This is a genomic window from Veillonella sp. CHU732 (assembly GCF_003992085.1).
Lineage (GTDB): Bacteria > Bacillota > Negativicutes > Veillonellales > Veillonellaceae > F0422.
In genome coordinates this window covers 74085-86931 of the sequence record NZ_RQVC01000002.1, presented here as the reverse complement: position 1 = coordinate 86931, position 12847 = coordinate 74085, and the positions used below count along the sequence as shown (strand labels likewise).

Sequence of the window (12847 nt, the reverse complement as noted above, 5' to 3'; positions counted from 1 at the left end):
CCCCTATTTATACTTACCTGCTTTATATTCATCAATCATAGTTTGAATAGCTGTTTTTACCACATGGTTCACCTCTGCAATAGCTTCCACTGTTGCTTTTGCTTTTTCTACGGCAATCGGCTTTCCAATAATAACAGCTACTTCTCCACGAATCATTTTGTCGCTACCGACAATGGCAACCGGTACTACTGGTACACCTGTGCGCAATGCCATCGAAGCTACTCCATCGTGAAAGCGACCTAAGGTGTCACCCTTTTGTCGTGTACCTTCTGGAAAAATACCTAGCATTAAATTATCTTTCAGCAAATTCATAGCATGACGGATAGCTAATTTATCGACTCCACCACGGCGTACCGGAAAAGCTCCTAACCAAGTACAAACTAATTTAGAAATCGGATTTCTAAATAGTTCTTCTTTCGCCATGAAATTCACATGACGTGGCAAGGCAAATCCACATAAAGGGGGATCATTATTGCTCTTATGATTGGGAGAAATGATAACCGGCCCTTCTTTAGGTACATTTTCTTTCCCATATACCTTTGTTCTATACCACCATCCATAAACGATGGTAAATGCAGAACGCCATAAGCATTCAGAAAATTTATCCATGACGGCCTCCTAATTCCGCTTTACGAATTAAGTCGATAAGAGTTTGTACAGTTTCTTCTATACTGAGATGATCCGTTTCTATAACCACGGCATCATCTACACATACAAGAGGAGATTCTTTTCGATTCATATCCATCGTATCTCGCTCTGCTACAGTACGACATACCTCTTCTAGAGAAATGTTCTCGGAATCTTTCAATTCCAACCATCGTCGATGACCACGAGTTTCCACAGAGGCTGTTAAATAGACCTTTAGTTCCGCATTAGGTAACACAACGGAACCAATATCCCTGCCATCTAGAATCACTCCGCCCGCTGAAGCCATATCTCGTTGCATTTCTACCAACTTAGTGCGCACTGCTTTTTGTGCAGCCACTTGAGACACATGACTTGTCACATATTGTGTACGGATTTCCTGAGATACATCACGACCATTTACCAATATCACAAGGCCACTTTCAGTAGCTTGTAATCCCAATTGAATATGAGGTAAAGCTTGTGACACAGCCTCAGCATCGTCAATAGCTACACCCATATCTAATAAAGCCCATGTAATGCCACGGTACATAGCTCCTGTATCAATATATAAATAGCCTAATTTCTTGGCCACTACCTTAGAAATACTGCTTTTACCTGCCCCAGCAGGACCATCAATAGCTACAGAAATTCGACGACTCATATTAGATTCCTCCTTCTGCTGCATGAGTAGCAGCTACATAGGCTGTAGAAAAAGCAACTTGCAGGTTATAGCCCCCTGTGAAAGCATCCACATCCAAGACTTCTCCTGCCATATATAAACCATTCACCAGCTTAGACTGCATCGTTTTGGGATCTACTTCTTTTACAGAAATGCCACCAGCTGTCACAATGGCCTCCGCTATAGGGCGAGGTTTATGTACGGTGAGTCGCATATGTTGTAAGGTATCCACCAGTCGCAAGCGCTCCTCTTTCGTAATATCGTGAATAGCCTTGGTTCCTTCCAATTCTGCTAATTGACATATAACTGGAATTAATTTAGACGGTAATAAACTTTTCAACACATTCACTAATTGCTTATTTTGAGATTCATTAAAATCACGTTGTACTCGCTTATCTAAAACCTCTCGAGATAAAGCTGGTTTTAAATTGATTTCAACGATAATTGGGTTTACTTGTTTCTTTAATAACTTTGTCACTGTATGTGAAGCCGATAAAATAATGGGCCCTGTCACTCCAAAATGGGCAAATAGCATTTCTCCAAATTGCTTTGTTTGCATTTTGTTTTTCGCAAAAATAGAGACTTCTACATTTTTTAAACTCAGCCCCATTAAGTCTTTCACCCAGTGCTCTTTCGTTTCCAAAGGAATTAAGGATGGCCTGAGTTCCACGATGGAATGTCCCACAGAAGAGGCTAATTCATACCCATCTCCAGTGGAGCCAGTCAATGGGTAGGACATCCCTCCTGTAGCGATGATGGCTGCATCGCAATTATAGGTTCCCTTATCTGTAATAACCCCTGTAATAGTACCGTTTTTTACAATTAAATCCTTAACAGTTTCTTCTAAGTGAAGTTGCCCCCCTAATTTACGGTACGTATCTATAAATGCATTACGTACATCTGTAGCTTTATCAGACTCTGGAAATACACGGCCACCTCGCTCAACCTTAGTGGGGACACCCCAACTATTGAGCAAATGAACCATATCTTCATTCGTCCATTGTTGGTACGCACTATATAGAAATTTACCATTTCCAGGCGTTTGCTTAATAAAATCTTCTATAGGAGCCGCATTCGTCACATTACAGCGTCCCTTGCCTGTAATCCCCATTTTAAGGCCCACCATCTTCATTTTTTCAATGATGCGCACAGAGGCACCTAATTGTGCAGCTCGAACGCCAGCCATAAGACCTGCAGCGCCGCCACCGATGACAATAATTCGTTTCATATTCATCCTTATTTTATAGCTTGTAATTGTTTCACTTCTTCACGGGTTAATTTACGAAAAGCCCCACGTTTCAACCCTTTCAAATTCAATCCTGCATAGTTGATGCGTTTCAAATTATGAATAGAGTACCCAAAGTGTTCAAACATACGACGGACTTGACGATTACGCCCTTCATGGATGGTAATTTCTACAGTGGTAAGACCTGTTTTTCCATTGAATCCGTAGTCTGTAATTTCACAAGGCGCCGTCATACCGTCTTCTAATTTGACACCTACTGCTAACTGTTCCAAATGTTCATCAAGCACACGATCTTTTACTTTTACTTCGTAGGTTTTCGTCACACCTTTTGATGGATGGGCTAAGTTTTGCGCCATAGTTCCATCATTTGTCAATAGCAATAATCCTTCTGTATGGTAATCTAATCGACCTACAGGATAAATACGAACTTTTACAGAATTAATATAATCCATGACAGTTTTGCGTCCTTCAGGATCTGTGATGGATGTAATCACCCCTTTTGGCTTGTTAAAAATATAATATTCCAATGCCTCCGGCTCCAATAGTTGTCCATCCACTTTAACGCGGTCCCGTGTAGGATTTACCTTTGCACCCAGTTCTTTTACATATTTACCATTCACAAGTACTTTGCCAGAAGTAATCAATTCTTCTGCTTTTCGTCGTGATGCCACACCACAACGGGCAATATATTTTTGCAAACGTTCTAGTTCCATATTAATCTCCTTCTATATCTATGGATAACCCCGCTGAAAGAGGCATAGACTGTTGCAATTCTTCAATAGAATTGGCACCTACAGTCCTTAAAAAGTTATCCGATGTTCCGTAAATTACAGGACGTCCGATAGTTTCCTTTCGTCCTAACTCTACAATCATGTCACGGGCCAATAATTGTTTTAATACTTTTTCACAGTTCACACCACGAAATTCTTCTACTTCACCTTTTGTGATAGGCTGTTTGAAAGCAATTACAGCCAACGTTTCCATAGCCGCTCCAGATAGCTTTTCATCTCTATGGCGAATTTTAGTAACAAATTCACTGCATTCTTGGGCGCTCACTAGTTCTATGCCCGATGCACTTTTACGAATCCTAATTCCTCGCCGTTCCTGTACTAACCTTTCTTCGTAACCTTTGATAGCTTTTTCAACTTCTGGTGCATAGACTTCAAAAATATCTGCTAATGTATCTATCGTTAAAGGGGTAGCTGCTGCAAATAATACAGCCTCTAACTGCTGAAATTCAATGCTATTCACAGCGCATCTCCTTCTTCTATACCTTCTACAATCACATTATATATATCGTGATTGCCCACTATAATTCGCAATAGTTGACGTTTCATTAACTCTAATAACGCCAAAAATGTAACCACACTTTCTTCCTTCGTCTGTACCGAAGCAAATAAATTTACACAGGGCACTTGTTGATTCCTCGTCGCTAGTAATACATCTTCAATCCCTTGTTCCAATGTATATTCTTCACGTTCCATCATAACTTTGGGAGCTTCTACCTCAGGTCGATCATATCGTTCCTGCACTTTCTGAAAGCATGCCACTAATGCATCCCACTCCACAGTACAAACAAGATCTAATCCCACTTGGCTAAGCTCTTCCGGTCTATTAAATACATAGGATCCATCGGATACACGTTCTTCTAGGAGCTCCGTCAATTCTTTGATGCGTTTAAACTCCACCAATCGATTCACCAATTCGTCTCGTGGATCTTCTGTATCACTTTCATCCTTATGATTTATCTTAGGCAATAAAAGGCGTGACTTAATCTGCAACAACGTAGCTGCCATCACTAAAAACTCACTACTATAGGCAATATCAAATTGATTCCAAGTTTTGAGTATATCCATATATTGTGAGGTGATATGCACAATGGGAATATCGTATATATCAATCTGATTCTTTTCAATCAAATGCAACAAAAGATCCAAAGGACCTTCAAAAATATCCAGTTTAAAATCGTAGGTATTCATGAAAACTCCTTTCTACCAAAAATAAAGGTATGGCTTTCACCACACCTTGTATGAAAAAATTGCATTTCCTATTAGAAACAGTTAGAATAATACATAGACATACCAACGTATGTATCTAATAAGTATTATAAATGAAATGGGCGAAAATTGCTACACCCAGAAAGAGAGGCGACACTATGCATCGTCAAAGATGGAAACAGCTAGGACTGTATACCATCGTGTCCACTATCATCGCAGTGGCACTATTTTACATCTACGAACCAATTACTTTAGGGTTTGACATAGAAGATATACTTACCTTATTCGTTCCTACCATTGTAGGATTAACAGTCTTACAATTGATCATTCGTAGCTCCTTTACAAAAGGATATCTCATTGGTCATGGTATCGTGGGTATCAGTTGGGCATTAACATTCCCGCTCCTATTCCATTGGTCCTATGAAAAGCCTTTTTACTTCTACGAATTCGCCAACGATTTTTTATTTGGTCTAGTCTTATTCTGTGGTCTTAGTGTCACCCACTATTGGCTACTACAATGGGGAAAGGCAAAACGTATTTGGTCTGCTCTATACAGCATCCTTGACGTAGTATTGCTCCTCATCCCAGTTGGTCAAATCGGGTACTATCTATCCACTTGGCATTGTATTACTCCTGCCACTATGATGGCATTGTATCAAACCAACCCCGAGGAAGCCTTAGGATTTGTAAAAAATATTATCGGCGTAGGTGGCATCGGAGGGGCTATCATAGGTATCGCTATCATATTTGGTCTTTTATACTTTGCCAATGTAAAAGCTCAAACGAACGATGAGCCTACTGTGTTCTATTCCTCTTTCTTTCAGCGATATCAAGATGATATAAAATGGATTCTATCCATCGCCCTCATCGTGTATGGTGGATATTACCTTTTCCCTCGTACAGATATTGTCAGCAATTGGCTAGAAGTTCGAGCCTATATGAAAGAGTTGCAATCTTATAATGATAAGCATGTTAGTGTATTTAACAATTTACAATTAAGCACTACCGAAACAGCGGCGCAAAAAACTCCAGGTACTGTCATCTTAGTCATTGGAGAATCTTCTTCTAGAGATTACATGAAAATGTATACTCCTGACTTCCCTTACGATGATACTCCATGGCAAGGTTCCCTGTATCAAAATCCAAACTTCAATGTCTTTAAACACGCTTACTCTTCCTATGTGCAGACTGTACCAACCTTGGAAAGAGCCTTAACAGAGCGCAATCAATATGACGACAAACCATTCTTTGATGCCACAACCATTATCGATGTAGCAAAAAAAGCTGGATATCACACCTCTTGGTTATCTAACCAAGGTGTATATGGTGAATACGATACAGCTATCTCTCTCATTGCAAAAGCAAGTGATACGCCCCGTTGGGCTCATGAATCCTATGCCTTCTCTGATCAATATGATGGCGCTTTGTTACCACTTTTAAAAGACGTACCAAAGAACCAAAATAATTTCATCGTCATCCATATTATGGGTAGTCATATCTACTACAACGATAGATATCCTCACGAGTTCAGCAAATGGAAACAAGGTCCAAACCCTGAAGGAATTGAAGCCTATGCCAATAGCCAACTATATACTGATTGGCTGTTACAAGAAATTTACACCTATGCTAAGGATAACTTAAACTTACAAGCCATGGTCTATTTCTCTGACCACGGAGAAAATATTAAAACATCTCACAATCCAGACATTTTCAACTTTGGAATGACACGGATACCAATGTGGGTGTACTTATCTCCTACATATCGTAATGCGTATCCAGAAACAGCAATTACCCTAAGCAATCATGAACAACAATATTTCACCAATGACTTATTATATGATATGCTAGTAGGCATCATACATGCTCCATCTGGTAACTATGATGTAACACGAGATTTCTCCAATAAAGCCTATCGCTTTAATGTCAATAACTTAACTACAATGTTAGGTACACAACCGTTGTCCTTAGATCCTGAGGCGAAATAAACTACTACAAGCACAAAACAGGCACCAGCTATTGCGTTGGTGCCTGTTTCATATCTATTTTTTATTTAAACAAAGTATAAATTTCTAATTATCTTTTTATATTTTCTTAAATGCTCGTAAAGCCTTATTCTATGTGCTTTCGAGTATTTTTACTGTAGGAAGATACTTCACGTTTCTTTGCATATTTCCTCATGTCTTAGCTGTCAGAAGTGGTAAATAAGTAGTAAATTCATTTGTACTACTAAGCAACAAGACGCTCCTGTTGCTTCTCTTTATTCAAGCGTTTCATTTCTGCCATTGCAGAATCGAATGTTGCATGTGCGTAATAGTTCAGCGTCATGGCTATATTAGCATGTCCCATAATGTACTGTAATGCCTTTGGATTCATTCCTGCATTTGCATAGTTGGTACAGAATGTATGTCGCAAACTATGTGGAGTGATGTGTGGCAATTTATCCTCGTTATACTTATTGTATTTCTTAACAAGACCTTTCATCATGCCGTTGTAATCACTTGCCACTTTTGGATAGTTCTTTCTATTAAGAAAGAGAAAATCACTATATCCATCAATCTCAACACGCTTATCATTCTTTCGATTCGCTAACACTCGCTTAAATGCTTGATAGGCTTCTTCAACCATAGGAACTTGACGTTCGCCACTTTTGGTCTTTGGTGTTTCAATGTAGTACCCAATTTCAGTATCTCTCAATAGCTGATGGTCTATATTGACAAGACGATTCTCAAAATCTAAATCTGGAAGTGTCAAACCACCAAACTCTGAAATACGAAGACCTGTTTTTAAGAGTATCAGAATTTCATCATAATTTTTGCTGTAGGTTTTATCAGCTTTTGCAAAGGCTAACAGTTTTTCTTCCTGTTCTTCTGTTAGTACGGTCTTAGGGACAGTATCATCATCAAGAACTGCTTTCAGTTGAAAGTCAAATGGATTCTTCCGAACACAATCATCTTGTATAGCAATATAGAATGAAGCCTTTAAAGAACGTTTGTAGTTATTGATGGTTTGATAAGCATAACCATTTTCACTCATTCTAATAGCCCATTCTTTAGCGTCTGATGGCTTAATACTGTCAATACTTCTTACACCTAACTTGTCTTTCTTCAAAATATCCATAAGATATTTGCGTCCAGTTTCAGTGTTTTTTCTAACCTTTGGTCTTTGAGCGTTCTGTTTTGCGTAAAGCTGGCAGAGTGTCATTTTCTTTCCTACAACATCAATACCATCATGAATGTCTTTCTGTAACTCTGCGATTTTCTCTCTAAGTGAGATACAATCACGCTTTCCTGCTGGTACTCGGTCTGTAGCCACAAGTTTCCACGAGTAAACAAATTGCGGTTCTCCAAATGAATCTATATATTTGTATAAGTATCTTCCGTCTTTTCGTTGGCTCTCTCCAGTCTTTAAGATTCGACCTTTATTGTCACGTCTTTTTTCTGACATGGCATTTGCTCCTTTCCTTTATGGAAAGAGCCTTGATACGACTTAATACTATTTTATCATATACAAGACCCTTTGGCGACGCTAGATTGCGTCCAATGTATCTATAATTTTTTCAAATTGTTTTCGTTTAATCTGAATACGATTGCCATTCATAATCAGCCAATTTGCATTTTTATTTTCCTCTGCCAAGCGTCGTAGCTTGTTTTCGCCAATACGAAAATATTTTGACGCTTCTTCAATGGTTAGGGTATAACGTTCCCAAATAGGAATGTCAGTCTGCTTCATAAAATCCTCCTTTCCAAATCACTTATTTGGATTTCATAAAAGTTGTTTTACCAGCAATCGAACAGCTTTAGCAAAGCTCACGGGAGTTCCACCCCTGCATGGTTCTCATGTAGCCATACTCATTGCCTGCGACGGTTTTATCACGCTCGGACTATTGACTGTATGGGAGTATCATTATCACGATAAGAATGTCGTTGCAGGCAATCCTGCTAAAGATTGCTTCTCGGATCACTAACATGAATCGCTCGCTATCTTTATAAGATAGGTCATGGCGGTTAGTTCCGTTGGCTCTTTTCTTATCGAAACGTATTCGATTACTTTTATTCAGTTTTCAAAGAACAATGGCTCGTTAGCCTATCAAAACACATTGAAAGCTCAATATGCTTTGGTGGAATAACAAACCTCCCTGTTCGGGAAGCGTGGAATGGTTTAGCACGCTTCCACGAAAGGAGAGAGGATATTACTTAATTTCAAATGACAAAATCTTTGTAATCAGTCTGGTTTCCATTCTTCCACGTAAGACTTCATCAACGACCATACTTTGATTGCCATATTCATCTTTCATAAGTCGTAGGGAACGCTTCGTTATGTACCCTCTGTAATGATGTAGAATCTGGTTAATCGCTTCGGTATCGCCATCTGTTGCCTTTACAATGAGAGGAAAGGGAATCATAGGATATTGTGTTTTCATTCTTCAAATTCCTCCATAAACTTTTTAATTAAGGCTAGTCCACTGGTTCTATGCCGATAGACAGTAGAACGTTTCAATTTCAACAGGTCTGCAATTTCTGAATCGCTCATGTCCATAAAGTAAAACAGCAGTAGAATTTCACGTTTCTTGTCTGGCAACTCACGTAATGCTTCACTCAACAAATCATTTTCAACGCCTACTGATAACCCATTGAGTGTAAAAATCTGAAAGTCAGTTGAATAGTTATCTGTTGTCGCAAACTGGCTAACAAGATAATCGCCAACATCCGAAAAGGACACCTCACGCTTTGCAATCCTTGAAAGATAAAGCATATAATTCTTTCGCTCGTCTTCCATAGCACGTTTACAGATATAGTCAAACTGATTTTCTATTGTGGTCTGAAAAGAAGATGGTTTCATGTTTCTCACCCCCTTTCTGTCTAGGAAAGGAAGTGAGCCTTGCTCGTTTATCTCCTTTCACTCTTAGTCCCAATGTGAAAGGGGGATTTGTTGCATTACTGATAAATAAACTTTGTAAAAAAGTTCTGAATAGCCAAAAAAGCATATAAACAGATTTATTTCTCTGTTTACATGCTTCTGTTATTCTATCTATATGATTTATAAAACCACATTGGTGGACGTACTTATCTATTGCAGATAGACGACTTTTTTTGACAAGAACCCAATGTAAGGAAATTTATTGTATATGATGTACTTCATGGCGACGTTGACCTCCAACAAACCGCCATTTGGAAGTAATATACAATATTTTAACAGCGTAAATAGCACTACCATATAACGGTTTTTTTTATTGGCGTTTAGTAGTGCTTTTTATTAAATATAAACCTATAAACCATATAACACGTTTTTCTATACCTGTTTTTAATTCAGTAGGAACAATAAAATGTATAGAGGTGGTCTACTATGCGTAAAAAAGAAGATAAATATGATTTTAGAGCCTTTGGTTTAGCCATTAAAGAAGCTCGATTGAAACGAGGTTTAACTCGTGAACAAGTGGGAGCATTGATTGAAATTGACCCACGGTACTTAACTAATATTGAAAATAAAGGGCAACACCCCAGCATACAAGTTCTTTATGACCTTGTATCGTTACTTCATGTTTCCGTTGATGAATTTTTCTTACCTGCTAATAACTTGGTAAAAAGCACCCGACGATTACAGATAGAGAAATACATGGATAGCTTTACAGACAAAGAACTATCCTTAATGGAATCTTTAGCCAGCGGTATCAACGAAGCAAGAAACATCGAAGACTAATTAAAAGAATCCATACATAACGGAAAGAGCCGATAAAATGAGATTGTATTAATCTCATTTTATCGGCTCTGCGTCTTTGCGTCTGGCTCTGTAATCACAGTTACTTTGAACTGCTTTATTTCAATTAAATTTTCTTGTCTGCATTTCGGACAATAGAGGGGGAATTTTTTAATTCAGTATCTTCCCTTATCTTTAATCGTGTTTTATTTCCACATACAGGACACAATATCCACTTGTAGTTTATAATAACTATCTCCTCCTTTACACTTTAATTCAAATCTTTATTAAAAAATATTTCATCTTATTTAACAAGAAACCATATTTATATAACAACATAAAATACACTAAGTTATTTTATTGAACATATATCGTACTTTATCTATCCGACTATTTGGACGACGGGGCTGGCAAACAGGTTCACCGGTAGTAACATGGTACCCTTTTAACTCTGTTAAACAAACACTACGTCCATTTGTAAAGAAAGTTAAATCACTACGATATTCTTGAATACACCGAGCAGGGATTTCTCCACTAAGAATGACCTCATTATTTTTCAATTGAGTGTCTACGATGTTCGCACAATATTTAGGAGCATCGTTGTATGCTCGTGAAAGATATTCCTGTGGCGCATAAATTTTAAAACTAAGATATGGCTCTAACAATTCTGTTCCAGCTTTTTTTAAGACTTGTTCCAATACAATAGGAGCAAGCATCCGAAAATCTGCTGGGGTACTAACAGGGCTATAGTATAAGCCATACTTAAAACAGATTTTACAGTCCGTCACATTCCAACCATACAATCCTTGTTCACAGCCATAGCGTATCCCCTCCATAACTGCATTTTGAAACGATTGATTTAAGCATCCAAGAGAAACCGAGCTCTCATACTGCATTCCACTTCCCAACGGAAGCGGTGATACAGATAAACCAATGGAAGCCCAGAAAGGATTTGGCGGCACTTCGATGTGAATGGTATATTCTGCATTTTTTAACGGTCTCTCCATATAAATGACTGTAGGCTCTTTTAGTTCTATCTCCACATGATACTTTTCTTGCAACAGTGCACTAATCACTTCCATTTGTACTTTCCCTAAGAAAGAAAGTATAATTTCATGTGTCGTAGAATCCACGTAATATCGTAGAAGCGGATCACTATCTGAGATTTCCAAAAGGGCATCAAGCAACATTTCTCTCTGTTCAGGTTTACTCGGTTCAACAGTTGTTTGTAGTAGAGGGTGCGGATTTTCAATCTTTTTTCTCTGTGGCAATAGTTTTGTATCTCCAAGAACACTATTTAACTTCAAAAACTCATTTTGCAAAATAACAATTTCTCCAGAATAAGCTCTATCAATCTTACATAATTCACCATTTATTGAAGTATACATTTCTGTAACTTTTATTTTTTCTTTTTCTGATACTCTAACCGAATCTCGTAAATGTAGTACTCCACTATAAAGGCGTATATATGCAAGACGTTGTCTTTTTTTTGTATATTCAATTTTGAAAACATTTCCGCAAAGTTCAGACGGACCTCGATGTGTTGATGAATAAAATTTATTAGTAATAACTTCTATAAGGTTATCAATCCCTATATTACTTTTTGCACTTCCATGATAAAGAGGGAACAGAGAACAATTCTGAAATCTTATGCTTTCCTCTTGTTCGAGTTCCAATGCTTCTAATGATTTACCGGACATATATTTCTCTAAAAGGTAATCGTTTCCCTCTATTACCGTATCCCATTGTTCAGATTCGGTAAAGTTCGTCACACACATATTAGGATACAGTTCTACCTTCTGTTTGATTACAATTTCGGCAGAAAGTTTCTCTTTAATATCCTGATAAACCGTTGATAAATCAATTCCATTTTGGTCAATCTTATTGATAAAAAAGATTGTGGGAATCCCCATTTTCCTAAGTGCATGAAATAATATACGAGTTTGTGCTTGTACGCCATCTTTTGCAGAAATCAGTAGAATTGCCCCATCTAAAACTGATAATGAACGATATACTTCTGCTAAGAAATCCATATGTCCTGGCGTGTCTATGATGTTCACCTTCGTATTTTCCCACTGAAAAGAGGTTATTCCTGTCTGAATTGTAATTCCTCTCTGACGTTCTAAAAGCGTATTATCCGTCCTCGTTGTACCTTTGTCCACGCTTCCTAATTCTGTAATCGCTCCACTGTTATATAATAAGCTTTCTGTTAAGGTAGTTTTTCCCGCATCAACATGAGCTAAAACTCCAATATTAATAATTTTCATGTGATTTTCCTCCATTCAAAAGCCCAAAAGGGCATAAAAATCCCAGTGATAAATACTCTTATCACTGGGATTTTTATGCATAACCATAGGCATACAAAGCATACAGATATTCTCCGGATACTTTAGAATCACATGATAAAGGTATTCTTAAACTGGGTACAAAAAACTAAGCCCTCCTAAAAAAGGACATCCAATTATTTGTTCCCACTATCAAATTGACAGTTTATTTAAGAATACCTTGCCGCATATTTATTAACTCCTTTTAAATAGATACTTAAATAATAGCACGTAAGAGCATATTTGTAAAGGAATCTCCAATTTTTTATCAAAGAGAGTA

The 12847-nt window shown here is 37.9% G+C and carries 15 protein-coding genes and 1 pseudogene; 3 read left to right on the top strand and 13 right to left on the bottom strand.

Annotation, left to right across the window (positions count from 1 at the left end):
- Positions 1 to 3 precede the first annotated feature (3 nt).
- From EO121_RS01335 to EO121_RS01310, 6 genes are read right to left on the bottom strand one after another with little or no spacing between them, the layout of a single operon-like run.
- Positions 4 to 609 (bottom strand): lysophospholipid acyltransferase family protein, encoded by a 606-nt coding sequence (locus EO121_RS01335; protein ID WP_127165468.1) that lies wholly within the window; start codon positions 607 to 609, stop codon positions 4 to 6.
- Positions 602 to 1288 carry a (d)CMP kinase gene (gene cmk / locus EO121_RS01330; RefSeq protein ID WP_127165466.1) on the bottom strand — a complete coding sequence of 229 codons (687 nt, stop codon included), beginning with the start codon at positions 1286 to 1288 and terminating at the stop codon, positions 602 to 604. Before cmk ends, EO121_RS01335 begins: the two co-directional genes overlap by 8 nt.
- Position 1289: 1 nt before the next feature.
- Entirely contained in the window at positions 1290 to 2534 is a 1245-nt protein-coding gene (locus EO121_RS01325; protein ID WP_127165464.1) for an NAD(P)/FAD-dependent oxidoreductase, read from the bottom strand.
- An 8-nt stretch (positions 2535 to 2542) separates the two neighbouring features.
- Positions 2543 to 3265 (bottom strand): pseudouridine synthase, encoded by a 723-nt coding sequence (locus EO121_RS01320; RefSeq protein ID WP_126938703.1) that lies wholly within the window; start codon positions 3263 to 3265, stop codon positions 2543 to 2545.
- 1 nt (position 3266) lies between these two features.
- Positions 3267 to 3803, bottom strand: coding sequence for an SMC-Scp complex subunit ScpB (gene scpB / locus EO121_RS01315; RefSeq protein WP_009353824.1), 537 nt, complete (start codon positions 3801 to 3803; stop codon positions 3267 to 3269).
- The gene (locus tag EO121_RS01310; protein ID WP_009353860.1) at positions 3800 to 4531 is read right to left on the bottom strand and encodes a ScpA family protein; all 732 of its coding nucleotides are present in this window, start codon (positions 4529 to 4531) and stop codon (positions 3800 to 3802) included. Before EO121_RS01310 ends, scpB begins: the two co-directional genes overlap by 4 nt.
- Positions 4532 to 4707: 176 nt before the next feature.
- Here EO121_RS01310 and EO121_RS01305 point away from each other — a divergent pair, with 176 nt between their 5' ends.
- Entirely contained in the window at positions 4708 to 6534 is a 1827-nt protein-coding gene (locus EO121_RS01305; protein WP_126938804.1) for a phosphoethanolamine transferase, read from the top strand.
- Between the two features lie 241 nt (positions 6535 to 6775).
- On the opposite strand, the gene EO121_RS01300 is transcribed toward EO121_RS01305, so the two are convergent.
- Both EO121_RS01300 and EO121_RS01295 read right to left on the bottom strand, forming a co-directional pair.
- The gene (locus tag EO121_RS01300; RefSeq protein ID WP_001291561.1) at positions 6776 to 7993 is read right to left on the bottom strand and encodes a tyrosine-type recombinase/integrase; all 1218 of its coding nucleotides are present in this window, start codon (positions 7991 to 7993) and stop codon (positions 6776 to 6778) included.
- An 81-nt stretch (positions 7994 to 8074) separates the two neighbouring features.
- The gene (locus EO121_RS01295; protein ID WP_000814511.1) at positions 8075 to 8278 is read right to left on the bottom strand and encodes an excisionase; all 204 of its coding nucleotides are present in this window, start codon (positions 8276 to 8278) and stop codon (positions 8075 to 8077) included.
- On the opposite strand from EO121_RS01295, the gene EO121_RS08730 reads away from it, so the two are divergent.
- Positions 8262 to 8513 (top strand): hypothetical protein, encoded by a 252-nt coding sequence (locus EO121_RS08730; RefSeq protein ID WP_001845478.1) that lies wholly within the window; start codon positions 8262 to 8264, stop codon positions 8511 to 8513. The two genes, EO121_RS01295 and EO121_RS08730, sit on opposite strands and share 17 nt — an antisense overlap.
- Positions 8514 to 8738: 225 nt before the next feature.
- On the opposite strand, the gene EO121_RS01285 is transcribed toward EO121_RS08730, so the two are convergent.
- Both EO121_RS01285 and EO121_RS01280 read right to left on the bottom strand, forming a co-directional pair.
- On the bottom strand, positions 8739 to 8969 hold the full coding sequence (locus tag EO121_RS01285) for a helix-turn-helix domain-containing protein (RefSeq protein ID WP_000857133.1): 231 nt from the start codon (positions 8967 to 8969) through the stop codon (positions 8739 to 8741).
- Positions 8966 to 9388, bottom strand: a complete 423-nt coding sequence (locus tag EO121_RS01280) for a sigma-70 family RNA polymerase sigma factor (RefSeq protein ID WP_127165462.1) — start codon at positions 9386 to 9388, stop codon at positions 8966 to 8968. Before EO121_RS01280 ends, EO121_RS01285 begins: the two co-directional genes overlap by 4 nt.
- 504 nt (positions 9389 to 9892) lie before the next feature.
- On the opposite strand from EO121_RS01280, the gene EO121_RS01270 reads away from it, so the two are divergent.
- The gene (locus EO121_RS01270; RefSeq protein ID WP_001227347.1) at positions 9893 to 10246 is read left to right on the top strand and encodes a helix-turn-helix transcriptional regulator; all 354 of its coding nucleotides are present in this window, start codon (positions 9893 to 9895) and stop codon (positions 10244 to 10246) included.
- 59 nt (positions 10247 to 10305) lie between these two features.
- On the opposite strand, the pseudogene EO121_RS01265 reads toward EO121_RS01270, so the two are convergent.
- From EO121_RS01265 to EO121_RS01255, 3 genes and pseudogenes are all read right to left on the bottom strand, one after another.
- A pseudogene (locus EO121_RS01265) lies at positions 10306 to 10472 on the bottom strand (cysteine-rich KTR domain-containing protein).
- Between the two features lie 118 nt (positions 10473 to 10590).
- Positions 10591 to 12510, bottom strand: coding sequence for a tetracycline resistance ribosomal protection protein Tet(M) (gene tet(M) / locus EO121_RS01260; protein ID WP_127165460.1), 1920 nt, complete (start codon positions 12508 to 12510; stop codon positions 10591 to 10593).
- Between the two features lie 15 nt (positions 12511 to 12525).
- Complete coding sequence (locus tag EO121_RS01255) at positions 12526 to 12642, bottom strand: tetracycline resistance determinant leader peptide (protein ID WP_001814923.1); 117 nt, start codon at positions 12640 to 12642, stop codon at positions 12526 to 12528.
- Between the last annotated feature and the right edge of the window lie 205 nt (positions 12643 to 12847).

What these genes read in the sequence shown, in the direction of transcription:
- EO121_RS01335 (WP_127165468.1), bottom strand. Translation starts at nt 609, where the DNA reads ATGGATAAATTTTCTGAATGCTTATGGCGTTCTGCATTTACCATCGTT.
- cmk (WP_127165466.1), bottom strand. Translation starts at nt 1,288, where the DNA reads ATGAGTCGTCGAATTTCTGTAGCTATTGATGGTCCTGCTGGGGCAGGT.
- EO121_RS01325 (WP_127165464.1), bottom strand. Translation starts at nt 2,534, where the DNA reads ATGAAACGAATTATTGTCATCGGTGGCGGCGCTGCAGGTCTTATGGCT.
- EO121_RS01320 (WP_126938703.1), bottom strand. Translation starts at nt 3,265, where the DNA reads ATGGAACTAGAACGTTTGCAAAAATATATTGCCCGTTGTGGTGTGGCA.
- EO121_RS01310 (WP_009353860.1), bottom strand. Translation starts at nt 4,531, where the DNA reads ATGAATACCTACGATTTTAAACTGGATATTTTTGAAGGTCCTTTGGAT.
- EO121_RS01305 (WP_126938804.1), top strand. Translation starts at nt 4,708, where the DNA reads ATGCATCGTCAAAGATGGAAACAGCTAGGACTGTATACCATCGTGTCC.
- EO121_RS01300 (WP_001291561.1), bottom strand. Translation starts at nt 7,993, where the DNA reads ATGTCAGAAAAAAGACGTGACAATAAAGGTCGAATCTTAAAGACTGGA.
- EO121_RS08730 (WP_001845478.1), top strand. Translation starts at nt 8,262, where the DNA reads ATGTCAGTCTGCTTCATAAAATCCTCCTTTCCAAATCACTTATTTGGA.
- EO121_RS01295 (WP_000814511.1), bottom strand. Translation starts at nt 8,278, where the DNA reads ATGAAGCAGACTGACATTCCTATTTGGGAACGTTATACCCTAACCATT.
- EO121_RS01285 (WP_000857133.1), bottom strand. Translation starts at nt 8,969, where the DNA reads ATGAAAACACAATATCCTATGATTCCCTTTCCTCTCATTGTAAAGGCA.
- EO121_RS01280 (WP_127165462.1), bottom strand. Translation starts at nt 9,388, where the DNA reads ATGAAACCATCTTCTTTTCAGACCACAATAGAAAATCAGTTTGACTAT.
- EO121_RS01270 (WP_001227347.1), top strand. Translation starts at nt 9,893, where the DNA reads ATGCGTAAAAAAGAAGATAAATATGATTTTAGAGCCTTTGGTTTAGCC.